Raw genomic sequence first — 23,930 nt, forward strand, 5'->3', positions numbered from 1 at the left:
TATGAGTGACTCAATAATTTTAGGTATAGAATCTTCTTGCGACGATACCTCTGCAGCTGTTCTCAAAGGTAATAAAATCCTCTCCAATATTGCTGCCAACCAGAAAATCCATATGGAATACGGCGGCGTAGTTCCGGAACTGGCTTCGCGCGCACATCAGCAGAACATTATTCCGGTGGTAAATCAAGCGTTCATCAAAGCAAATATACAACAAAATGAAATTTCCGCCGTAGGCTTCACACGCGGTCCCGGACTTCTCGGTTCGCTGCTCGTGGGAACTTCTTTTGCTAAATCTTTGGCGATGGGACTCAACGTCCCGCTAATTGAAGTTAACCACTTGCAGGCGCACATTTTAGCACATTTTATTGACGATGCAAATCCTAAACCACCAGCGTTTCCATTTTTATGTTTAACGGTTTCCGGTGGTCACACCATGATTGTTTTGGTGAAAGATTATTTTGATATGGAAATCATCGGGAAAACCATTGATGACGCTGCCGGCGAAGCTTTCGACAAAATTGGGAAAATTTTTGGTCTCGATTATCCGGCCGGACCAATTATCGATAAATTAGCAAAAAAAGGCGACGGAAGCAGTTTTAATTTTAATAAACCAAAACTCGACGCTTATAATTATTCCTTCAGCGGAATCAAAACCTCGGTGCTTTATTTCATCCAAAAAGAAATCAAAAAAAATCCCGCTTTTATCACCGAAAATCTAGAAAATTTATGTGCTTCGGTGCAAAGATCGATCGTTGAAATTCTGATGCAAAAGCTTGAAAAAGCTGCAGCAGATTTCGGAATTAAAGAAGTTGCGATTGCAGGAGGAGTTTCCGCAAACTCCGGTTTGCGAGAAGCGATGCTGAAAAATGCTGAAAAACTGGGCTGGAATATTTACATCCCGAAATTTGAATACACCACCGATAATGCCGCGATGATAGCAATGGTGGCGAAACTGAAATATGATCGTGGTGAATTTGCGGACCTTTCGGTTTCCGCCACGGCGAGATATGATATCGAAGAAAATTTTAAAAAAAATTTTTAATGAAGCTTTTTTTTGGTGAAATTTTTCCTGAGGTTAAAATTAATGAAGAGGAGCAAACACACATCCTGAAAGTTTTGCGCATGTGCTCCGGCGAACAGATTTTCGTGACGGATGGAAAAGGAAATCTGGCGAAAGGAAATCTGGTTTTAGAAGGAAAAAAGGTTTTGCTTGACGTTCTGGAAATCCAGCAAAATTTGCCCGAATTCTCGCCAAAATTACACATTGCAATAGCGCCTACAAAAAATATCGACCGCATTGAATTTTTCGTAGAAAAAGCAACCGAAATGGGAATTTCTGAAATTACCATTTTGCAGACTGAAAAAACCGAGCGTAAAAATCTGAACATCGAAAAGCTACGGAAACAAAGCATTTCTGCTTCGAAGCAAAGTCTGAGGTTTCATTTTCCGGTGATAAATGATTTGACCAAATTCTCGGATTTTATTAAAGAAATTGACGCGGAAAAAGCTTTTGTTGCGCACTGTAATGAGAATCTGGAACGTATAGAATTACAGAAAATTTTGCCTTTAGAGCAGGTAATTTTTCTGATCGGTCCGGAAGGTGATTTTTCCGACAACGAAATATCACAATTAGCTGAAAAAGGTGTGAAAGCCGTATCGCTGGGAAACCAAAGACTGAGAACCGAAACCGCCGGAATTTTTGTAGCCGCGTGGAATTACGGGTTGATGTGAAAATGGTTGATGTGGTGATGGGGGAATTTGAGAATTTGAGAATTTGAAATTGAGGAAATTTGAAAATTTCCTGTTTAAAGAGGGAATTTTTCTTTTTTCTAAAAACTAAAAAAACATCTGTTCAGCAGGAAATTTTACTGGTCTTGTTAAATTAAAAAATTTGCTGTTAAAATGGCAAATTTTTCTTTTTTTTAAAACTAAAAAATATGCCGGTTTAGCCGGGAATTTTTACGGATTTTCTCTTAGGTATTTTGCTAAAATCTGTTCGCCGCTTTGGAGCGAATTTACTGCCCAACGAACTTTCATCTGCCACATTTTTTCTTTCGAAAGTTTATAATCGATACCCGATTTCAGCAACTTTTGCTTGAGTTCATACATGCAAATCGATGCCGCCACGGAAACATTGAAACTGCGCGTAAAACCATACATCGGGATTGCTAAAGTTTCGTCGGCGAAATCTAAGATTTCGGCTGTAACGCCTTCCTTTTCGGTGCCGAAAACCAAAGCGACAGGTTCTGAAATTGAAAAATCGGGCAAAAGCGTGGCGTTTTTTTCGGGTGAAACCGCCACAATTTTGTATCCGCGCTTTTTAATTGACGAAATGGATTCTAAAGTGTGCGGAAGTTTTTCAACCTCGACCCAGGTTTCAGCGCCTTTGGTGACGCGCAAATTTGGGTTGAAAATATTTTCGCTTTCCATGGCCACAATTTTATGAAATCCGCACGCTTCCACAGAACGAACAATTGCTGCAGCATTCCGGAACTGGAAAATATCTTCCATCACCGGCAAGACAAAATCGGAACTTTCCGGCGCAAACTGATTGATTTTCTGCAGGCGTTCTTCGGTAAGAAACTGCTGCAAATACTGGAAGATTTCCTGGTTTTTCATAGTGAGCAAAAGTAGGAATTTTATATGGTTTAGCTTTAGGCCGTAAGCGGCAGGCTGTATGCTAAAAGCCTTTTGCTTATTGCGTACAGCGTTTACGCGGTGAATCTGCGCCCCGGCTTGAGTGGAGCTCTCCGCCGCGGCGGAAGCGGGAACGGAAGACGGAAAAAGGCGCCATAAAGAAATAAAAAAACTGCTGTTCTAGAACGTTTATGTAGATCTAAAAAATTAGCCAAATTGCGGCAAATAATGTATTTTTGAAAATATGAAAAGAAAAGTACTGCTGATTTATACCGGCGGAACCATCGGCATGGAAAAAAATTACGCGACGGGCAGTTTGCAGGCGTTTGATTTTGGAAATATTTTCGAGAAACTTCCGGAAATCAATATGCTGGAATGCGAAGTTTCGGTTTACCCGTTTCGCAAGCCGCTGGATTCCTCGGACATGGGCCCGAAGGAATGGAAAATTATTGCCAATTACATCGGGAAAAATTATGAGAATTACGACGGTTTTTTAATTCTGCACGGTACAGATACGATGGCGTACAGTGCATCGGCGCTGAGTTTTATGCTGAAAAATCTTCGCAAACCCGTGATTTTTACCGGCTCGCAGCTACCAATTGGTGATTTGCGCACGGATGCTAAAGAAAATTTGCTGACGAGCCTGTATTATGCGAGTCTGTATGAAAACGACGAAGCTGTAATACAGGAAGTTGCGGTTTATTTTGAGTACAAACTGCTGCGTGGAAACCGAACTTTGAAATATTCCGCCGAACATTTCGATGCTTTTCAGTCGCCAAATTATGCGCAGTTGGGAATTTCCGGTGTGCACCTTAATGTTGAAAAGGAATATTTGTGGCGCGCGCCTTCGGATGCTGAATTTTCGGTGGATGCGCATACTTCGCAGAACGTTTTGTTCTGGCGGATTTTTCCCGGAATGCACCTGAATCATTTTGTGGAAATTCCGAACGTTAAAGTTTTGGTGCTGCAGGTTTTTGGATCCGGGACGATTTTCAATACTGAAAAAACAAAGGAAATTCTGCAGAATTTACGCAAAAACGGAACTGAGATCGTGGTTATTTCGCAGTGCGTTTCGGGCGGAATAAGTTTTGGAAAATATTCGAACTCCAATATTTTCGCGGAAATCGGTGCGATCAGCGGAAACGATATTACGGCGGAAAGCGCTATTACTAAAGCAATGCACCTTTTGGACAACCCAAAATATACCGGCACATTTGCGGAGAATTTTGCAAAAAACCTGTGTGGTGAAGTGACGGCAAATTAAAGTTTGAAAAATTAAGGATTTCGGTTTTGGAATTCAATTAAATACGCTATTTTTGCAGTCTTCAATCAGAGAGGTGTCCGAGTGGTTGAAGGAGCTACCCTGGAAAGGTAGTATACGGGTAACTGTATCGTGGGTTCGAATCCCATCCTCTCTACCATCTAAGAAAATAAAAAAAAAGGAACTTTTACGTTCCTTTTTTTTGTTTTACATATTTCCAAAAAATTTCGCCTTAAAACCCCGAATTTTTCTTTTTTTCCGAAAGTTTCGCGGCGGCGGCTTCATCTAAATACCATACTGTTTTATTTTCGTCGGTAGAAATCAGCCTCGCCGGATACAATTCTGCGGAAGCGTTTTTGTCTTCCAAAACATGATATACAGCATCGGCTTTGTCGGAGCCGAAAACGATAAACACAATATTTCGGGATTGATTGATGAGCGGCGCCGTCATCGTGATTCGATGCATGCCAACTTCTTCCACATAAACAGATTTTACGGCAGCTTCATTTTCAGCTAAAACGTCGGTGTGCGGAAATAATGATGCGGTGTGAGCATTTGAACCTAAACCTAAAAGGTTGAAATCAAAATCAATCGGACTATCCTGAAAATGCGTTGCAATCGCAGCGTTGTATTTTTCCGCTGCTTCTTCCGGTGTGCCGGAAGTATCAAAATCATAAATCTGCGACGTCGGGATTTTTAGCGGCTCCAAGAGCAAATTTTTTATCATTAGCGAATTTCGCTGCGCATCACCTTCGGGCACAAAACGTTCATCACCGAAGAAAAAATAGGTTTTGCTCCAGTCAATCCGATCTTTATAAGATTCGGAAGCCAACTGCTGATACAATTTTTTTGGAGAATCGCCGCCGGAAAGCACAAACGTAAATTCGCCACGGTTTTTAATGGCAAATTCCGCGACTTCGCAAATTTTTTCTGCTAAAGAAATATTCAATTCCTCAACATTTTTAAAAATCTTAATATTCATTTTTTTACTTCTTTTTATTGCTGTCTGGTAAACTAAACCAATGATAGCCGTCTTTTGCGATAAGCGCTTCGGCATTTTCCGGCCCCCAGGAATCTGCGGAATAATTCGGAAAGTTTTGCGCGTTGTTTTTCTCCCAATAATTCAAAATTGGCATGATCAGTTCCCACGCAGCTTCCACCTGATCGGCGCGCATAAATAAAGTCTGATCACCAACAATTGCATCCAGCAAAAGCGTTTCATAAGCTTCAGGAGAATCAGACTTTTTGTTGTCTGCATAATCAAAAACAACATCAACGGTATTTAAATTCATTTCAAGTCCGGGCACTTTGCTTTGAAGCTGAAAACGAATCGCCATATCGGGTTGAATGCTGATGACCAAACGGTTTTGCTTCGGCACACCGGAGTCTGCGGAAACGAAGATATTGTGCGGAATTTCTTTAAACTGAATGGTAATAACCGAAGCCGATTTAAATAACCTTTTGCCGGTTCTGAGGTAAAACGGAACGCCTTGCCAGCGCCAGTTATCGATGTGAAGTTTCAGCGCCGCATAGGTTTCGGTATTGGAATTAGGGTCTACGTTTTCTTCCTCGCGATAACCTAAAACTTCTTCACCTTCCACCCAACCCGCACTGTACTGTCCACGCACCGCCATACTTTCTATTTTTCCGCTTTCTATTTTCCGCATGGCTTTCAAAACGTCAACTTTTCGGTCGCGCACTTCATTTGCTTTAAAACTGGTCGGCGGTTCCATGGCGATGATACATAAAAGCTGCAACAAGTGGTTTTGAATCATATCACGCAGAATGCCGGCTCCTTCGAAATATTTACCACGCGTTCCGATGCCGATTTGCTCCGTCACCGAAATCTGCACATGTTCCACATGATTGCGGTTCCAAAGCGGCTCCATAATAGAGTTTGCAAAACGAAACGCCATAATATTCTGCACCACTTCTTTTCCCAGATAATGATCGATGCGGTAAATTTGTTTTTCCTCAAAAATCTTCAGTAATTTCCGGTTGAGTTCCTTCGCGGATTCCAAATTGGTGCCGAAAGGTTTTTCGATAATTATTCGGGTTGTTTCAGGGTTATTTTCCAGTTTTGCTTTGCTGATATTTTCTGCAATTGTGCAGAAAAAATGGGGCGCGACCGCACAGTAATAAATGAGCGACGGAGTTTGGTTCCACTCTTTTTTGTATTGCTCAATAATTTTTCCAAACGGTTTGAAAGCGCCGGCATTGGTAAGATCAGCATCCTGAAAACCAATGTGCGAAGCAAATTTCGCCCAGTCTTCTTTTTTGGTTTTTCCGCTTCGCGAAAATTCATTTACAGCCTCCAATAATTCCTGCTGATATTTTTCAGCAGTCATTTTCGAGGATGAAGAACCAATAATGGCGAAATTTTCGGGCAGCCAGTTCGCTAAAAAAAGGTTGTAAAGCGCGGGCATAATTTTACGCTTCGTAAGGTCGCCCGTTCCGCCAAAGATAATGAAGATTGTAGGCGCTGTAGTTTTATTGGAGGTATTAAGCATTATTAAATGTTAAAAGATTTACAGTTTTTACCAGTTATTCTTTGATATTTTCCATAATCCATTTGGTATGAAAAACGCCTTCTTTAGCTTTAAGTTCGTAAGTGTGGGAACCGAAAAAATCGCGTTGCGCCTGAATTAAATTGGTCGGCATGGTTTCGGAACGGAAATTATCAAAATAGCTGAGGGCCGCCGAAAAAGCCGGAGTAGCAATTCCATTTAAAACCGCGTCGGAGACCACGTTTCGCGCGGCGGTTATGTTCATCGAAACACTTTGTGCAATTTGCTTATCCAGCAGCAAATGCTTTAGCTCGGAATTTTTATTGTAAGCCGAATAAATATCCTCTAAAAATTCGGAACGGATGATGCAGCCGCCGCGCCAAATCTTCGCAATTACATCTAAATTTAGGTCATAATCAAATTCCTCGTTTGCCGCATACATCAAATGCATTCCCTGAGCATACGCAGAAACCATGGCGAAATAAAAAGCATTTTCAAGCTTTGTGGCGTATTCTTCCGGGCTTTTTCCGTAAGCGCTGGCAGTTTGGTCGGGATAAATTTTCGAGGCTTCAACACGCAAATCTTTTTTGCTTGAAAGGTCGCGCGTGGACACCGAAACATCGATTATTGGAGTTGGAAGATGCAAGTCCATTGCGGCCTGCGACGTCCATTTTCCCGTACCTTTTGCTTTTGCCTGATCGCGGATGCTGTCCAGCAAAATATTTTCTTCGCCTTCGTTTCGGTAAGAAAATATATCGGCAGTAATTTCAACTAGATAAGATTTTAGTCGGCCTTCATTCCAGCTTTTATAAACTTTATAAATCTCGTCGTTATGCATTTCCAGCCCGTCTTTCATAATTGCGTAGGTTTCCGAAATCAGCTGCATAATCGCGTATTCAATTCCGTTGTGCACCATTTTCACAAAATGTCCTGCAGAACCTTTGCCCATAAAGGCGACCGTTGGTTCGCCATTTACCTGCGCCGCAATTTTTTCTAAAATTGGTTGCAGATATTTGTACGCTTCTTTATCGCCGCCGGGCATCATACTCGGACCGCGTCGGGCACCTTCTTCACCGCCGGAAACGCCCATTCCCACAAAATGATAGCCTTTTTCTTCGAGCTCATTGTACCTTTTTTCCGTATCTGTATAATGCGAATTTCCACCATCAATAATAATGTCGCCGGGTGATAAAACGCCGAGTAAATCATTAATTACATTGTCTACGATTTCGCCTGCCGGAACCAACATCATCACTATTTTCGGACTTTTCAAACTGTCAGCAAAATCTTTTAGATCAGTATAACCTTTAATATGATCAGATTTTAAATCATTCAGCTCCTGAACCTGTTCTTTTTTGATGTCGTAACCCGAACAGAAATAGCCGTGATCGGCGATATTCTGTAAAAGATTGGAGCCCATGGTGCCGAGACCAATCATTCCGAAGGCGCTTTGAGAAGTATTTTCTTGTGACATAATTTTAAAGAATTAAATTGAATTGCTTAGGTTTTCCTTCTAAAAAATTCCGCCTTAAAACGGCCTTTTTTTTGGGTTTTGTCTTTATCGTGAATTCTGTATAATAATAAATTTAAAATCGAAAAATTTCCCTTAAAAGCAGCTTATTTTTCTATTTTAAAAGTGTCGAATTTTATTTGATTAAAAGCTATTTCGAGAAAAAATGCCCAAATAGCTGCTAATTTTTTTGCAGGAGATCCCGTGCTTTTTTAACCACGTTTTCTACCGTGAAACCATATTCAGCAAAGAGCTCATCCGCCGGTGCTGATTCACCAAACTTTTCAATTCCGATAACATCGCCATTATCAGTTGTATATTTCATCCAGCCAACAGGTGAACCGGCTTCTACGGCAAGGCGTTTTCTGATATTTTTCGGGAATATTTTTTCGCGGTAGTCTGCTGGTTGTTTATCGAACAAATTCCAGCTCGGCATGCTGACAACACGTGCACGGATATTTTCATTTTTTAAATTTACCTGCGCTTCTAAGATCAAATGCACTTCGGAACCCGAAGCAATTAAAATGATCTCGGGTTCACCATCGCAATCAGAAAGAATATAAGCACCTTTCTCCAATTCGCTTGCGCTGGTAAATTTTTGCTGATCGATTATCGGAATTCCCTGGCGCGTTAGGACGATACAAACCTGTCCGTCGGTATGTTCGATGGCGACGCGCCAAGCCTGTGCGGTTTCATTCGCGTCGGCCGGACGGATGACTGTCATTCCGGGAACGGTTCGCAGGCCGATAAGCTGCTCGATCGGTTGATGGGTTGTGCCGTCTTCGCCCAAACCAATGCTGTCGTGCGTGAAAACCATAATCGGGCAGATATCCATAATCGAGGCTAAACGAAGCGGCGGCCGCATATAATCTGAAAAAATTAAAAATGTAGCGCCGTACGGAATTAAATAATTGCTGAGTGCCATTCCATTTAAAACAGCTCCCATCGCATGTTCTCGAATACCAAAATGGAAGTTTCTTCCGTCTGGATTTTTCGCGGAAAAAGATTTAAAATCCTTTAGATTGGTGTCTGTAGATGGCGCTAAATCTGCGGAACCACCGATGAGCTGCGGTAAATACTGCGCAATAGCATTTAAGGTTTTTCCTGAAGCTTTTCTGGTCGCCATTTCTTCGCCCGCTTCAAAAACCGGAAGATTTTTGTGCCAATCAGCCGGTAATTTTCCAGCGGTAATATCTTCGTATTCTTTGGCTAATTCGGGATGACTGTTCTTATAATTTTGATACAGTTCGTTCCAGTTCTCTTCGTGTTGTGCGGATTTTTCACCTGCTTTACGGTAAAATTCTGCCACTTCGGGTGGAATTACAAAACTTTTATCGGGGTCAAAACCGAAATTTTCTTTCACCAAACGCACTTCGTCTTCGCCTAGCGGAGAACCGTGCGCAGCGGCAGTGTTGTGTTTGTTTGGACTTCCATAACCGATAACACTTCGGACGTTGATTAAAGACGGCCGCTCGGTTTCATTTTTTGCTTTATCAATTGCGTCACGAAGCGCCTGTAAATCTTTAATGTCTGAAACATTTTGAACATGCCAGCCGTAGGCTTCAAATCTTTTCGAAACATCTTCATCAAAAGCCAAATCGGTATCGCCCTCGATCGTGATGTTATTGTTGTCGTAGAAATAAATCATATTTCCCAAGCCTAGATGTCCCGCGAGCGAAGCAGCTTCTGCGGTTACGCCTTCCATAATATCACCGTCGCTGCAGATGGCGTAAATTTTATAATCGAAAATTTCAAAATCAGGTTGATTGTAGCGTGCCGCCATGTATTGCTGCGCGACTGCCATTCCAACACCATTCGCAAAACCTTGTCCCAGCGGTCCGGTTGTGACTTCAATTCCTGGTGTCAGGCCGTATTCCGGGTGGCCGGGCGTAATGCTGTGAAGTTGACGGAAATTTTTAATGTCATCTAGTGAAATTTCGTAACCTGTCAAATGTAAAAAAGCATATTGCAACATGCAGGCGTGGCCGCAGGAAAGCACGAAGCGATCGCGATTGGGCCAGTGTGGATTTTTTGGATTGTAGCGCATGACTTCCGACCACAAAATATGGCCGAGGGGAGCCAATGCCATTGGAGTTCCGGGATGTCCGGAGTTTGCTTTTTGTACCGCATCAGCAGCTAAAACTCTAACGGTATCAATGCTTTTTTGAATTAAATTCGGGGTCTCCATTTCATTGGTTTTTCTTCAGAATTAAATTTTGTAAGAAAAAAAGCAAGGAAAACGGGCTTTTTTTTTAGAAATTTCACCAACGTGAAAGAATCTTACAAGATGAAGAAATGAAACAAACATTCAGCCAATGACCGGATTTTGCCACTCAAAGTTGCTATTCGTAAAAAATATGGTGTTTTAAGCGGAAATTTTTCTGTTTTAAAGACGGATGAATTTTTTGTTTTCAAAACGTTTTAAATCAACTTCTTTCATCAGTTCTTTACCATTTTCGATGTGCTGAAAAAGTTCTTCGGCGAAATAGCAGCCATTAAGAATTCCACGCGCGCCCAAACCATTAAAAATGAAATAATTCGGAAAATCCGCGTGACTGCCAAGTATTGGACGGCGGTCTTTCACCGTTGGACGGAAACCGTAATTTATTTCCACCACTTCAAATGAATGCGGATAAAATTCTGACAATCCATCGATAAGTTGCTGCGTGGCAAAATCATCAATTTCGTTTTCGCGCTCAAGCGGATCGTATGTTCCGCCGTAGTAATGCAGACCATTATTTAGCGGAAAAAGGAAGTGTTTTTTCTTAATTGTATATTCGTTTTTTGGCTTAACGGAAAGCTTGACCTTTAAATGGTGACCTTTATTTGGAATTACCGGAATATCATTAAAAAAGGGATTTTGCGTGACGCCCATACCTTCGCAAAAAACGATGTTCTTGCAGGTAATTTCTTTGTATGTTAAATCGTGCAGCTCCGAGTAGTTAAATTTTTCCGCCTTTAAATGACCATTTTTTTTGAAATAGCTATTGAAGTCAGTGAAGAAATCTTCAACATTTAAGCGTGCAGAATTTTTCACAGCGCCGGTACCGAAAGGATTTAAAACAGTATCCAGGTTTTCAAAATCTTTGGCTAAAAAAGGAGCTAATTCTTCGGTTTCGGACTTGGAAAGCCAGAGTTCCTTTTCTTTTTCATCGTGAAAAATGCGGTGGATATTTTCAGAAATTTGGTAGTTTTTGCCGGTAAAATTTTCAATTTCATTTAAAGTTTTTGATAGAAATTCAATCTGTTCAGCTGCCAGCCAAAATGTAGTGAATTTCTTTAAAACAACCGGATTAATAATTCCGGCTGAAATCTGCGAAGCACTTTTTTCTGAATCCGAAAACAAGACAAAAGTTTTCTGATGTTTCATGAGCTGGTGCGCGAAAAACAGCGCCGCGTAACCGTCGCCCACAATAATATAATCTACCTCTTTCTGCATAATTATTTTAAAAAACCATTTTTCAAGTTAGGAATTTACACGAAAAAACCTGAGCAAAAGTACTCAGGTTTTTATAATATAAGCGGAAAATATTAATAATTCCACATATCGCTTTCCATTTGCAGGATTTGCGCTTTGATTCTTTCGCTTTCTTCCAGCTGAGCATCAGCATCATTAGGAATATAATCCTTAATAACACCGTTTCCTAAACCGTTATCTGATTTGTAGATTACGGTAGAAAAACGTCTGGCATTCAATAAATCATCAAAAGTAATGTCAGAAGCCAGGTTTTTATTGTTGAAAACCACAGCGTTTGCCAAAACTTCACGAGCATCCGGATAATACACCCAGAAAAGATCGATAAGCTCATCTTTTGAAGCTAAAGGCTGGCCGTCTGGTCCATATTGTCCCATTGTAGCCGGATCCTGACCCATCGCTGCGATACCTAAAAGACGATATTTCATCTGGCTGTCGCGACGGTCAATATACCACATTCCCTTGATTTTCAAAACCTTTACATTTTCACTTTTAGTTTCGTAAACGTTGGTATATTCTTTTTGTTCCTCTTCAGTTAAAGCACCAGCTTCGTTCAAACGGTCGATACCGGCATCACTCATTACCGCATTTTTGATACGGGATTGGATGGCATCCGGTGCCAAACGCGTCATAAAAAGCTCGTCATCATAAACCTCTGTGATACGGCCATCATTGATTGCATCAAACAAAAGCTGATATAATGAGCGGTTATTAGAAATCAAACCATCACCATTGTGGTAGAAAGGCTGATTAATTTTATCGTTCATATCAATGATTTCCCAAACCACCATACTTTTTAAGATGTCTTTATCTTCGATAAACCCATATTTAAGTGGTTCTTTCAAATTTGAAACTACAGAATCACCTTTTTTGATCATATTTAAATCACGATATTTTCTAAAGGCTTCCGGAGACTTTGCATTGAGAATTGACATCGACGACGGTACTTCTTCCAAATTAATGGAATCCTGCACTTCCGCACCTGCTGCAGGCTCAACAGGCTCTGCTTTAGTTTCCGTTTGTGTAGTAGTTTTCGTATTTTTCGTAGTTTGTGCGCTGACAGTGACGAAACTGAATGCAACTACTACGAATATAATTTTTTTCATTTTAAAATATTTAAAATTTAACAGCTATAATATCTGTAACGAAATTACTGTACATTTATTACAACCGGTGGTATTTGTTTTAAAGCCTGGTCACCAAGTCCAGTTGCTGTAGCTTTAATATTAAAGACATACGCAATATCTCCATTTCTAAGGTTTTTTGTCAAACTTGCGACAGAACTCATAGAGTTTCCATTTACGAGCATTGCCGCTTTTCCTGGAACTTTAAACATAAAGCTGTTTACAGTAAAGCTAACAGGGAAATCGAAATCCGGCATGTCAGCTGTGACACGTTGATTTGGAATCGAAGAGGCTGGCATTGAAACGACAGATTTACCCTGGATTTCACCAACTGGCGGTGGTACATTTTTAATTCTGAAAGGGAAAGCCTGAGAAATCACGCCACCTTTTGGATCACGACCGGAGATTGTCAAAGTAACTGTACTTCCTCCACCTGGTGTTACGGTCCATTTTCCGCCACCTCCACTAACCGAAGCTCCCGCAGCAGATAACGAGATTCCAGACATATCAGCACCTAAAATCGATCCTGAAATTGGATTTGGTAAACCCCTATAAAGAACATTCATTTTGTCCGCAGTTACGATTGCGCCTTTCTGTGCTTTAAGTTCCTGCGCACCAGCGATTACTTTATAAGTATGGTTGTAAGTAAGCGGAATTACTTTACCGTTTACATCTTTAAAGGAAATGGTTCCGCTGAAATTTTTATCACCTAAAGATCCTGTGTCAAGATTTCTAACACCCTGTCCGTTTTGAACAGTTAAACCAGGCATAGCAAGTCCCGGAACGTTGCTGGAATAGTTTCCTATAGCAACTCTACCTTGAGCCGGTTCACCCTGAATAACAATAGTTGGTGCAGAAACAATTGCTGTATAGGCATCAAATTTAATATCAGCATCAATTTTTTCCTGTAACATGATAGAAAGCGCATCACCCTGAATTCCACGAGCGGAAGACTGAATAACTTCTAAGTTTGATAAAGCAGCGATCAAAGGTTGGTTATAAAATTTGTATTGCAACCAGTTTTTCCCGTTACGAGGCTTGTCAAATTCAGAAACCATTTGCTTGTTGGTACGAGCAACCATTTCCTTCATCAAATTATTTGAGCCGAAATTATCAGTAATATATTTCTTAAAAGCTTCAATTTTTTGCTTTAAAGCAATCGCTTCTTTTGAGGCGATATTTTCATCTCCATTTTGGAAGAAAAGGCTGGTTGAAGGTTCTGTGTTATTCAATGATGCAAAACTTTCCTGAATTTCCAAAGCTGGATTGTATTCTGCGTCCTTGCTTAATCTCGCTTTCAAACCTTCTATTGATTGAACCAAGTCATTCGCTTTTTCTTCTAAGCCTCTGTATCTTTCTAAAGGAGCCTGGAAGGTGTCAGGTGTATTTTTAGCTTTAGCTTCTAAAGTTTGCTTAAAAATTGAGTTGTTATTTTCTGTTAGCGTTCTGGTTTCTTCCAGAGAGCCGGTGGTGTCTTTATATGATCTGATGATTTCTTGATCGATCTGCATTGCAAGCATTGCAATGAAAACCAAGTACATCAAGTTAATCATCTTCTGACGAGGAGTCTGTTTTCCTTGTGCCATTTTTTAGTAAATTTTGTTAATAGTAATAAATTTCAAATTATGGTAAGGAAATTAAGATTTCATCGCGCTTAGCATTCCGCCGTAAACTCTGTTCAGATTATTAAGGTTAGAAGTTAATCCGGATAATTCTTCGTTAAATTTAGCAGAATGAGCTGCAGATCGCTGCATATCTTCTACATATTTTTTGCTGTATTCAGCCTGCGTTTTTCCGTGCTCCAACTGCAGTGAATAAAGTGCGTTCATGCTTTCAAGGTGACTTGCAGCAAGCATTAACTGGTCATTATATTTTTGAGTAGAACCTGTTACGTCAACTGTTTGGTTAATTTGATCTACAGAACTGGAGAATTTATCGATACCTGTTCTCAAGCGGTCAAATAAGCTAACATCTAATTTAGCATCAGCTAACATTTTGTCTAATTTTTCAGACAAAGAAACTTCCAATTCTTTCACTTCAGCTTCCTGAATTCCTAAAGTGGAATGTTTAGGATTAGGTGAAGCATGAGAATCTAACAATTCCGGATAAACGTTTTCCCATGCGTACGATTCTTCAGATTTTGGTGCATCAAATGCAAAGATGGTAAAGATTATAGCTTCAGTAATCAAACCGATTGCTAAGGTTACGTTTCCTGTAAGCGGCCCAATGCTCCAGTGAGTCATCTTGAAAAGTGCTCCAAGAATTACGATTGCTGCTCCAATTGAGTAGATAAAATTGTACGTTGCTTCTTTAGTTTTAAACATGTGGTGTAGAGTTTATTTTTTTAATATTTAGTTTTCTTGTTCTTATCTGGTTCTTTTTTTGAACTTTACAGAGCCTTCAGGAATATCCTGAACAGTACGGAATCCGATGAAACTTCTTGCAGAATCTTTTCTTTCATAATCTCTGTAACCAGTCATTAATAAATAACCAACATCTTTCCATGACCCACCTCTAACTGATTTTCTAGGTTCTTTAGCTGCCTGTCCTGATAAATACGGATTTAAAGTAGATGCAAACTGGTAAGTAGAGTTATTGTATGGTGACTCCGTCCATTCTGCCACGTTTCCTGCCATATCGTATAAACCGTATCCATTTCTTGGGAAAGTTTTTACTGGCGCAGTATAGGTGTACCCTTTCTTTTCGTCTTCTAAATAATTACCGCGTTTCGGTTTGAAGTTTGCAAGGTAACATCCTCTGTCATCCTGTAAGTATGGGCCACCCCAAGGATAAGTCGCATTTTCTTTACCACCTCTGGCAGCATATTCCCACTCTGCTTCCGTAGGAAGTCTAAATGCCATTGGTTTTTGTTTTTTTCTTTTTAAAGATTCGTTATAGTCAGATTTCAGTTTAGAACGGAAGTTACAGAAAGCACGCGCCTGATCCCAAGTTACGCCAACAACCGGATAATCTTTATAGGACTTGTGCCAGAAATAACCATCATACAATGGCTCGTTATAAGCATAGCTGAAGTCATTGATCCAAACTGTAGTATCTGGATATACCGCAATACTTTCTTTTTTCAGGTAATTTGCTCCTCGGGAATTATCTTTTACCGCTTGTGCCATATCTTCCCATTGATAAGAATACTGCAATTTACGGGTATCAATAATTCTTTCGTTATTAATTCTTTCCGCTTGTGGAATATACATTGATTCTAAAATCTCAGCATATTGGGCATCAGGATAGTCATTGGTATTCCATTTTAGTGGAACGCCCCAATCTAGTTTTTTAGAATCATCATACCCGTCACGACCTCCTTGCGACTCCATGAATTCCTGATAAGCATTTTTATTTTCACCGGCTTTTTTTGAAGAATATGCGTAATCTGCGATAGATGTTCCATTTCCACCGCCGCTTCCGTCGCCGGCTGCTTCAGCAAGAAGTGTTCTTGCGATTGAATCGCGCACATAATCTACAAAAACTTTATACTGACCGTTGGTAATTTCGCTTTCATCCATAAAGAACGAGGAAACTGTAACGGTTTTTAGCGGAGCCTTTTCCGGAGTGTTGGTAAAATCTTGATCTGCCAGTCCCATTACGAAGGATCCAGCCGGAATTGCTACCATTCCATAAGGACGTTCTGCGGTGAACGTTTTTCCTCTTTTTTTCGCAATCAGTTCACCTTTAGATCCTGGTTTCCCGGATGATGAACCACCTCCTCTGGAGCAAGACATAACAGCGGATGCTGTTAGTAATATTAGAAATACTCTTTTCATTCTATAATTGAAATTAAGCGGTAAATATATAATTTTTTAGAAAAAACAACTAGGCTTTTTTTGAAAAACGCAAAATTGTTGGTAATATTTTATAAACAGGTCAACTTTACTCTACAGTAACGGATTTTGCAAGGTTTCTTGGCTGATCTACATTTGCTCCGCGATAGACTGCTATATAGTAAGAAAGCAACTGTAGTGGGATGGAGGCAATGATCGGCGAGAAACATTCCGAGGTTTCCGGAAACTCAATCACATAATCTGCAACGGAGCTAACCTGTGTATCACCTTTGTTCACTAACGCGATAACCTGCCCTTTTCTTGCCTTAATTTCCTGAACATTGCTCACAATTTTATCATAGTGCCCTTGCTTAGGAGCAATAATTACTATTGGCATGTTTTCATCAATCAATGCGATAGGGCCGTGTTTCATTTCAGCAGCCGGATATCCTTCCGCGTGGATGTATGAAATCTCTTTTAATTTCAAAGCTCCCTCTAATGCTGCAGGAAAATTGTAACCTCTACCTAAATAAAGGAAATTCTGTGCTTCAACAAAGTTTTTTGCAATTTCTTTCACCTTTTCATTTGTGCTTTCCAAAACTTCCTGAACTTTTTTCGGAAGACTTTCAAGCTCGGTAATCAAACGCATAAATTCCTGATTGCTCAGTTTTCCGTTGTGTTTACCTAATTTTAAAGCGATTAATGAAAGTACCGTTAATTGTGCGGTAAAAGCTTTTGTGGATGCAACACCAATTTCAGGACCAGCGTGAGTATAAGAACCAGCATCAGTTACACGTGAAATTGAGGAATCTACCACGTTACAAATTCCATATACAAAAGCTCCTTTTTCTTTCGCCATTTTAATAGCGGCCATTGTATCAGCTGTTTCACCAGACTGGGAAATGGCAATTACAATATCTTTTTCGCTAATGATTGGATTTCTATATCTAAATTCGGAAGCATACTCTACCTCAACCGGAATTCTTGCAAATTCTTCAATTAGATATTCACCGATGAGACCTGCATGCCAGGAAGTTCCGCACGCTATAATGGTGATTTTTTGAGCTTGGTTTAATCTTTCTAAATTATCCCAGATACCGGCCATTTTAATAATTCCCTCTTCTACCAACAATCTACCTCTTAAAGTATCATGGATGGATTTTGGCTGTTCGAAAATTTCTTTTAGCATGAAATGCTCATATCCTCCTTTTTCAATCTGCTCCAAACTTAATTTTAGCTGTTGAACTTCGGGAGTGATTTTCACATTGTCTTTAATATTTCTAATGTCAACACCACTTTCTAATGAAATTGTTGCCATATGACCTTCTTCCAGATAAACAGCTTCTTTGGTAAATTCAACAAAAGGTGAAGCATCTGATGCTATGAAATATTCATTGGTTCCCAAACCAATTGCTAATGGTGAGCCCAGTCTTGCCACTACCAAAAGTCCCGGGAAATCGTCGTGCATTACCGTAATCGCATATGCGCCGTACACTTCATTTAAAGCATAACGCACCGCTGTTGGAAAATCAAAATCTTTATTGACATCCATTACGTATTCGATAAGATTTACCAATACTTCGGTATCAGTTTCAGATTGAAATGAAAAACCTTTTTCGATAAGCATTGTTTTAATGGTATCATAATTTTCGATGATTCCGTTATGAACCAATGCAATTTTACCATTATTGGATAAATGTGGATGTGAGTTACTGTCGCTCGGGACACCGTGTGTCGCCCAGCGCGTGTGGCCCATGCCGACGTGTGCTTTTCCAGAAAGATTTTTTGAAATCGCTACTAAGTCGTCAACCTTACCTTTTGTTTTAGCAACATCAAAAGTTGAACTATCACCGTCAAGCACAATTCCTGCGCTGTCGTATCCTCTATATTCTAATCTCCGCAGCCCGTTGATGACTACTTCATATGCATCCTGAAAGCCAGTATATCCTACAATTCCACACATATTTTAATAAATTTTTTTTTACTTTTTACCGTACGTTAATATCAATTTTGCGCTATTTTCATTTCCCGGATCAGTACCAACAAATACAGCACGGTTCGGCGTGAAGCCTCTGGTCGTAAAGTTCTGCGGTCCCTGAGCTGCATTTAATGTTCCCAGTAGATTTCCACCCGCATCAATCGAATAAGCACCAACGTTTAGAATGAAATGTGCACCGGTCGTCTCACCTTTTTCAATAATATTTTTAAAGGTTTGCGTAATTCCGACGTCATAATACGCCGGATTTTTTTCCAGGTCATAAGCTTTCACCAGGTTATAAATACCGGTAGTATACAAAGCACTGAGATCAACCAGGTAAGTATTTAAGTCTACCTTGTTTACTTTTTGTTTTACCACAAAACTTAGCGGTTTTTTATAATTATTGTTCCAGGTTTCCAAATCGGTAAAAATCCTCATTTTAGCGGCAATAATTCCGATTTTATCTTTTTCGTACATCGTTCTAACAGAAGCAATTGTTTCTTCCGGAACTTTTAAGCCAATACCAGGTCCGCCCATACCCTGCGCGTATACTTTGGCAGCACCGGTAATGGTATCGCCCACTGCAACAGCGGCCGCAGATGGCGTTCCGGTATGATCAGTAGTTATTTGGTTAAAATGTGTATTTCCGGCGCCGGCATTTAGAACAAAAACAGATTGTGGTCTTGTCGTAGTAGATCCTTCCACTTTATCGTTTTTATAATACAAATTAATTTCCACGGTATTCGGATCGAAATTAAAGATATAACCGTCATTTTCCGTCACAGATACTTTTATACCTTTAATATATCGGATAAATGAAGCAACATCAGCAAGTTCCGGTGATTTCGCTTTGTTGATGATTTTATTTTGGAAAAAAGCGTTATCCAAAGGAACTCTAATCGAAGGAGTTCTTTCGAATAATACTGAATTATCGGCGTCTTTGGTCACTTTTACCGAAGAAATTGAACCGTCAAAGACCTGCGTACCTAAAACTTCGCCGGTAGCGACATTTCGGTTCGATCGGATTTGCTGGTCATTGGCACCTAAAAATTCGGTTACTTCTTCAACTTTAATATTCAGCGGTCTTTTCGCTTTGCCATATTTAGTCACAGGATAAGTATTCACCACTTTCTTAGCGGCAACATCTCCGTCCGGGAAAACATAATCTTCAAGCGTCGTAGTTGTTACAGAATCTGCAGCATAAGCGGGTTTTAAAACCAAAACCGCAGAATCTAAAACTGCGTTTGCACCAAAATCGGGATTTGTGCTGCTTAAACGGATTTGGGTTACGAAAGATGATTTTTGAAGTCCGAACTGCGGTTCATAAAAAGCTCCTAAAGTTGCGCTTTGCAAACGGGAACCGTCTGTGCGGATGGTATCATTATTATTAACAGTGTAGGCAATTAGCGGATAGCTTTTTTGTGCGGCTTCAGCACCGTTCTCAAAAAACTGAGATCCCAATTGATCAGGATCCGGCTCACAACTCCACAATATTACACTTCCGAGCGCTAAAACAGCAGCAGCTCTGAATATCTGTTGAAAATTTCCTATCATTAAATAAAAATTGATTAGTATATATTAAGAATTGCTTCAGGCTCAAGATATTCCGACTTCGTAGAAGTAGATTTTTCAAAACCTGCTTCCAGATCGTCCTGCAGAAACTCATCACCTTTTACCACAACGTCTACTATGTTCATACTTTCGATCACGAAATTATGAAAATTTGGATTTTTAAACGCAGATAAACCGGTAATATTGTCGAATTTCATTTTTTCTTCTACAGATTCCGAAAGAGGCAGGTTTTCCTCATTGTAAACCGACAGAACAAGTTTGGTATCGTTGAAATAAGAGTCATTTTTGTAAAAACTCTTTAAATAAACCGGAATAAATGAAGCCATCCAGCCGTTCAGGTGAATAACATCCGGAACCCAGTTGAGTTTTTTGATGGTTTCAATGACGCCACGGGCAAAAAATATCGCGCGCTCATCATTGTCCGGGAAAGCCGCTCCGGTTTCATCGATGTAGAATTGCTTTCGCTTAAAATATTCCTCATTATCAATGAAATAAACCTGCAGCCTTTCGCCGGGAAGCGACGCCACTTTGATAATTAAAGGCTGGTCTAAATCATTAATAATAATGTTCATCCCCGAAAGACGGATTACTTCATGCAGCTGAAACTTTCTTTCGCTGATCTGGCCAAATCTTGGCATAAACACCCGCACATCATTTCCCTCCTGATGCATTTTGAGCGCCATCTTACTCACCATTGTCGCCATATTGCTATCTTCCTGATATGGGAACATTTCCGTGGTGACATACAAAATCTTTTGGTTCGGCATAAATTCAATCGTTCTTCTAATTTTACAGCAGAAAATTCTACCGCGCAAATTTACAAAATTTAAACTAATATTACTCTATTTAACATAATATTAGTCTCAATAGGGCTTTATTGCTGCTATTGATAAATAATTTGTAAAAATTAGCCGCAAATTTTATACAGAATTGTTATTTTTACAAGGATAATCACACGATGTATGGAAATATTTACCGCTAAAAAACCTTTTACCGACTTTATTGAAAGGCAGAAAGAAATGGGAAAAAAAATTGGCTTTGCACCCACGATGGGCGCACTTCACCAAGGTCATCTCAGCCTTTACTCCCGCGCAAAAAAAGAAAATGACCTCATTATTGCGTCAATTTTTGTAAATCCCACGCAATTCAATAATCCACAGGATTTAGAAAAGTATCCGCGAACGATTGAACGCGACCTGAAACTGCTTGAACAAACAGGTGAAGTTGATGCGGTTTATTTGCCGGAAACCGAAGATATTTACCCAGACGGTTTAAAAAGTAAATCCTATGATTTCGACGGTTTGGAAAATGAAATGGAAGGAAAATCGCGTCCCGGTCATTTTAATGGTGTCGGAACAGTGGTTGAAGAACTTTTACGACAGGTACAGCCGGATAATGGGTATTTTGGTGAAAAAGATTATCAGCAGTTAGCGATTATCGAAAAGTTGGTGCAAAAGCTTCAGCTTCCAGTTAAAATTCACGGCGTTCCTATTTTTCGTGAAAAAAGCGGCCTGGCGATGAGCTCGCGGAATATGCGCTTAAGTCCGCCACAGCATGAAGCTTCAAAAGTTATTTATGAAACTTTAAAAAAAGTAAATGATTGGTTCCGGATTTTAACCGTTCCGGAAATAAACAAAAGAGTAAAAGATATTTTTGAAGACCAGCGCGGGATGACGCTTGAATATTTTGTTATTGCCGACGAAGAGACGCTGAAAGAAACCGACTTTTTCTACAAAGGTCATAATTACCGCGCTTTCATCGTTGTTTTGGTAAACGATGTGCGCCTCATCGATAATTTACATTTGGATTAAAACATCAAAAGTCTTCCTGTTGGGAAGACTTTTGAACACCAAATCACAAAATATTAATATGAAAAAAATTACTTTCAGCAAGTAATTAGTGACCCGGCTGGGATTCGAACCCAGGACCCATACATTAAAAGTGTATTGCTCTACCAGCTGAGCTACCGAGTCGGTTTAAATTTAAATTTTAGATTCTAAATTTTAAATTACTGACCATCTAAAACCTATAATTAAAATCTATAATTCTGGCAGTGCCTGCGACTGGACTCGAACCAGCACATCCATAGGAAACCACCCCCTCAAGATGGCGTGTCTACCAATTTCACCACGCAGGCAAAAAAAATCCGTAAAACTTACGGAATTTTTTTACTTGTGACCCGGCTGGGATTCGAACCCAGGACCCATACATTAAAAGTGTATTGCTCTACCAGCTGAGCTACCGAGTCGGTCACCATTAAAACTGCAGAATTATATTCTCGTTTTAAAGTGGTGCAAAGATACTTCTTTTTTTAAAATCTCAAAATATTTTAGGTACTTTGTATAAAATAAAAAGATGATAATTTCTTTGATTGGATACATGGGAAGCGGCAAATCACACATTTCCAAACTTTTGAGCGACAAAATGAACCTGAAATTAATTGACCTTGACAGAGAGATTATTGCGCGCCACAATATGCCAATTGCAGAAATTTTCGAGAAAAAAGGGGAAATTTTCTTTAGAAAACAGGAACGCGCTATTTTAGATGAAATTTTAAACACCGAAACCGACTGCATTTTGAGCGTCGGCGGTGGCACACCGGCTTATTACAACAACATTTCATTAATAAATGAAAAAAGTACCAGCGTTTACCTTCGAACTTCCGTGCGGATTCTTACCGAACGTTTGCTTAAACAAAAACAGAAAAGACCTTTAATAGCAAAAATTCCCGACAAACAACTTCCTGAATTCGTCGGGCAGCATCTTTTTGAAAGACAGGAATTTTATTCGCAGGCAAAACATACCGTGATCACCGATAACAAATCGCCGGACGAAATTTGCCGCGAAATCGCCCAAATTTTTCAAATTTCTTAATCGTTGACTTCGCTGAAAAACAAATCCCAGTCACCATCTTCCATATTGCCGTGCGAACCGTCATCTACAAAATCTTCAATATCACGACGGTCTTTTTTAGTCGGTCGGCCTTCACCTTTATTTCGGTAATGTTCCTGACTAAGATTTCGCTGTTTCAGGATGTCGTATTGTTCCTTGTCGGTTTTGTCTTCAATGTGCAGCGGCACCAGTTTCGCGCCCAATCTGCTTTTCGGAATTTGCGTAACTTTTATTTGATAATCGATCTGGTTTTTCCGGATTTTTATAAGGTCGCCTTCTTTCACTTCACGTGACGATTTCACCGTTTGGTTCCCGATGGAAACGCGGTTTTTCTTAATCTCATCGGCAGCAATGCTTCTGGTCTTGTAAAAACGGACACACCATAAAAACTTATCGATTCTCATATTTTATTTATACTTTTGCTGGATTAAAAATTTTAGCAATTTAATCATAATATTAAATATGAAAAAAACATTCTTATACCTCGCTGTCGCTTTTGTAACCTTTAATTCTTGCCGAAAAGATGAAATTGTTGCGCAGCCGGAAGTAAGTATAGAAACTCAAAATAGTTATGATGACAAAGCTGCTGCTACCTTTTTGCAAACCCATTATCTGGATGCCAAAGGTAACATTCAGTTTCTTCCTGATACCGATAAAACCAATGTAAAACTTGCCGATTTAAATCCTGTTACACTTCCATCGGGTGTGATTTACGTTGTTCGCCAGGGCGCTCAACCTGAACCGGGAACCGCAATTGGTGACACCGATATTTTGCATCTCATGCACAATACGATGACTTACCTGGCCACAAATACCGACAATAAAATTGAATTTACCTCCGGTTTTCCTTTCAAAAATACCATCGCCGGTACCGGAACTCCGGAAATTGACCCGCTTTATTACTACGCGAAAGAATCGGTGAGAAATGCCGCGAAAGACGACTTACAAAAGCAGAGAAGTTTTTATGAAATTGAAGGTTTCCGCGAAGCGATTCAAAAATTCAAAGCCTTTAACCTTGATATTGAAAGCAACTACAATTTACAGGGTGTAATCATCGTTCCTTCACGTGCAGCTTTCGCGCGTGATGCACATTACAACTACACCGGAATTGGTTTTAAAGACCGAAGTTTTATCTTTAACTTCCAGGTTTACAAATCAATACCTGCACCGGCAACAAGATAAATTGATTAAAAATTTA

General features: G+C 39.9%; 20 protein-coding genes and 4 tRNA genes. 7 read left to right on the forward strand and 17 right to left on the reverse strand.

The window, feature by feature from the left end:
- The first annotated feature begins 1 nt into the window (after position 1).
- Together tsaD and BMZ55_RS04750 are read left to right on the forward strand one after the other, a co-directional pair.
- Positions 2-1,042: a tRNA (adenosine(37)-N6)-threonylcarbamoyltransferase complex transferase subunit TsaD gene (gene tsaD, locus BMZ55_RS04745; protein WP_089819101.1), complete on the forward strand. Its 1,041-nt coding sequence runs from the start codon at positions 2-4 to the stop codon at positions 1,040-1,042.
- Positions 1,042-1,731: an RsmE family RNA methyltransferase gene (locus BMZ55_RS04750; protein WP_089819103.1), complete on the forward strand. Its 690-nt coding sequence runs from the start codon at positions 1,042-1,044 to the stop codon at positions 1,729-1,731. Before tsaD ends, BMZ55_RS04750 begins: the two co-directional genes overlap by 1 nt.
- A gap of 228 nt (positions 1,732-1,959) precedes the next feature.
- Here the strand turns inward: BMZ55_RS04750 and BMZ55_RS04755 are convergent, their stop codons facing one another.
- A complete protein-coding gene (locus BMZ55_RS04755) occupies positions 1,960-2,619 on the reverse strand; it encodes a TrmH family RNA methyltransferase (protein WP_089819105.1) in 660 nt (219 codons plus the stop codon).
- A 262-nt stretch (positions 2,620-2,881) separates the two neighbouring features.
- On the opposite strand from BMZ55_RS04755, the gene BMZ55_RS04760 reads away from it, so the two are divergent.
- Both BMZ55_RS04760 and BMZ55_RS04765 read left to right on the forward strand, forming a co-directional pair.
- Positions 2,882-3,901 carry an asparaginase gene (locus tag BMZ55_RS04760; protein ID WP_089819107.1) on the forward strand — a complete coding sequence of 340 codons (1,020 nt, stop codon included), beginning with the start codon at positions 2,882-2,884 and terminating at the stop codon, positions 3,899-3,901.
- Between the two features lie 67 nt (positions 3,902-3,968).
- Positions 3,969-4,058 (forward strand) — tRNA-Ser (locus BMZ55_RS04765).
- Positions 4,059-4,130: 72 nt separating this feature from the next.
- On the opposite strand, the gene pgl is transcribed toward BMZ55_RS04765, so the two are convergent.
- The 12 genes from pgl to BMZ55_RS04825 form a co-directional block, all read right to left on the reverse strand.
- Positions 4,131-4,880: a 6-phosphogluconolactonase gene (gene pgl / locus BMZ55_RS04770; RefSeq protein WP_177179776.1), complete on the reverse strand. Its 750-nt coding sequence runs from the start codon at positions 4,878-4,880 to the stop codon at positions 4,131-4,133.
- 4 nt (positions 4,881-4,884) lie between these two features.
- Positions 4,885-6,408 carry a glucose-6-phosphate dehydrogenase gene (zwf, locus tag BMZ55_RS04775; protein WP_089819112.1) on the reverse strand — a complete coding sequence of 508 codons (1,524 nt, stop codon included), beginning with the start codon at positions 6,406-6,408 and terminating at the stop codon, positions 4,885-4,887.
- Between the two features lie 34 nt (positions 6,409-6,442).
- Positions 6,443-7,879: an NADP-dependent phosphogluconate dehydrogenase gene (gene gndA, locus BMZ55_RS04780; RefSeq protein WP_089819114.1), complete on the reverse strand. Its 1,437-nt coding sequence runs from the start codon at positions 7,877-7,879 to the stop codon at positions 6,443-6,445.
- 217 nt (positions 7,880-8,096) lie between these two features.
- Positions 8,097-10,103, reverse strand: a complete 2,007-nt coding sequence (gene tkt / locus BMZ55_RS04785) for a transketolase (protein ID WP_089819116.1) — start codon at positions 10,101-10,103, stop codon at positions 8,097-8,099.
- A 198-nt stretch (positions 10,104-10,301) separates the two neighbouring features.
- On the reverse strand, positions 10,302-11,354 hold the full coding sequence (locus BMZ55_RS04790) for an NAD(P)/FAD-dependent oxidoreductase (RefSeq protein ID WP_089819118.1): 1,053 nt from the start codon (positions 11,352-11,354) through the stop codon (positions 10,302-10,304).
- Between the two features lie 92 nt (positions 11,355-11,446).
- A complete protein-coding gene (gene porN / locus BMZ55_RS04795) occupies positions 11,447-12,325 on the reverse strand; it encodes a type IX secretion system ring subunit PorN/GldN (RefSeq protein WP_317041315.1) in 879 nt (292 codons plus the stop codon).
- Between the two features lie 215 nt (positions 12,326-12,540).
- Entirely contained in the window at positions 12,541-14,100 is a 1,560-nt protein-coding gene (gene porM / locus BMZ55_RS04800) for a type IX secretion system motor protein PorM/GldM (protein WP_089819122.1), read from the reverse strand.
- A 51-nt stretch (positions 14,101-14,151) separates the two neighbouring features.
- Positions 14,152-14,838, reverse strand: a complete 687-nt coding sequence (gene porL / locus BMZ55_RS04805) for a type IX secretion system motor protein PorL/GldL (protein WP_039343620.1) — start codon at positions 14,836-14,838, stop codon at positions 14,152-14,154.
- A 42-nt stretch (positions 14,839-14,880) separates the two neighbouring features.
- The gene (gene porK / locus BMZ55_RS04810; RefSeq protein WP_039343619.1) at positions 14,881-16,293 is read right to left on the reverse strand and encodes a T9SS ring complex lipoprotein PorK/GldK; all 1,413 of its coding nucleotides are present in this window, start codon (positions 16,291-16,293) and stop codon (positions 14,881-14,883) included.
- Between the two features lie 106 nt (positions 16,294-16,399).
- Positions 16,400-18,253, reverse strand: coding sequence for a glutamine--fructose-6-phosphate transaminase (isomerizing) (glmS, locus tag BMZ55_RS04815; protein WP_089819124.1), 1,854 nt, complete (start codon positions 18,251-18,253; stop codon positions 16,400-16,402).
- Positions 18,254-18,271: 18 nt separating this feature from the next.
- Positions 18,272-19,822, reverse strand: a complete 1,551-nt coding sequence (locus tag BMZ55_RS04820) for a DUF4270 family protein (RefSeq protein WP_089819126.1) — start codon at positions 19,820-19,822, stop codon at positions 18,272-18,274.
- Positions 19,823-19,836: 14 nt separating this feature from the next.
- Complete coding sequence (locus tag BMZ55_RS04825; RefSeq protein WP_039343616.1) at positions 19,837-20,607, reverse strand: glycogen/starch synthase; 771 nt, start codon at positions 20,605-20,607, stop codon at positions 19,837-19,839.
- A gap of 195 nt (positions 20,608-20,802) precedes the next feature.
- Between BMZ55_RS04825 and panC the strand changes: the two genes are divergently transcribed.
- The gene (gene panC, locus BMZ55_RS04830; protein ID WP_089819128.1) at positions 20,803-21,651 is read left to right on the forward strand and encodes a pantoate--beta-alanine ligase; all 849 of its coding nucleotides are present in this window, start codon (positions 20,803-20,805) and stop codon (positions 21,649-21,651) included.
- 89 nt (positions 21,652-21,740) lie between these two features.
- Here panC and BMZ55_RS04835 read toward each other — a convergent pair.
- The 3 genes from BMZ55_RS04835 to BMZ55_RS04845 form a co-directional block, all read right to left on the reverse strand.
- A tRNA-Lys gene (locus BMZ55_RS04835) sits at positions 21,741-21,813 on the reverse strand.
- A gap of 81 nt (positions 21,814-21,894) precedes the next feature.
- Positions 21,895-21,977, reverse strand: a tRNA-Leu gene (locus BMZ55_RS04840).
- Between the two features lie 38 nt (positions 21,978-22,015).
- Positions 22,016-22,088: transfer RNA gene (locus BMZ55_RS04845), tRNA-Lys, on the reverse strand.
- 107 nt (positions 22,089-22,195) lie between these two features.
- Between BMZ55_RS04845 and BMZ55_RS04850 the strand changes: the two genes are divergently transcribed.
- A complete protein-coding gene (locus tag BMZ55_RS04850; protein ID WP_089819130.1) occupies positions 22,196-22,714 on the forward strand; it encodes a shikimate kinase in 519 nt (172 codons plus the stop codon).
- Here BMZ55_RS04850 and BMZ55_RS04855 read toward each other — a convergent pair.
- The gene (locus BMZ55_RS04855) at positions 22,711-23,136 is read right to left on the reverse strand and encodes an RNA-binding S4 domain-containing protein (protein WP_089819132.1); all 426 of its coding nucleotides are present in this window, start codon (positions 23,134-23,136) and stop codon (positions 22,711-22,713) included. The two genes, BMZ55_RS04850 and BMZ55_RS04855, sit on opposite strands and share 4 nt — an antisense overlap.
- A 58-nt stretch (positions 23,137-23,194) precedes the next feature.
- Here BMZ55_RS04855 and BMZ55_RS04860 point away from each other — a divergent pair, with 58 nt between their 5' ends.
- Entirely contained in the window at positions 23,195-23,914 is a 720-nt protein-coding gene (locus BMZ55_RS04860; RefSeq protein WP_089819134.1) for a hypothetical protein, read from the forward strand.
- The last annotated feature ends 16 nt before the right edge of the window (positions 23,915-23,930 follow it).

The organism is Kaistella treverensis, from assembly GCF_900114045.1.
In the GTDB taxonomy this organism is placed as follows: Bacteria; Bacteroidota; Bacteroidia; order Flavobacteriales; family Weeksellaceae; genus Kaistella; species Kaistella treverensis.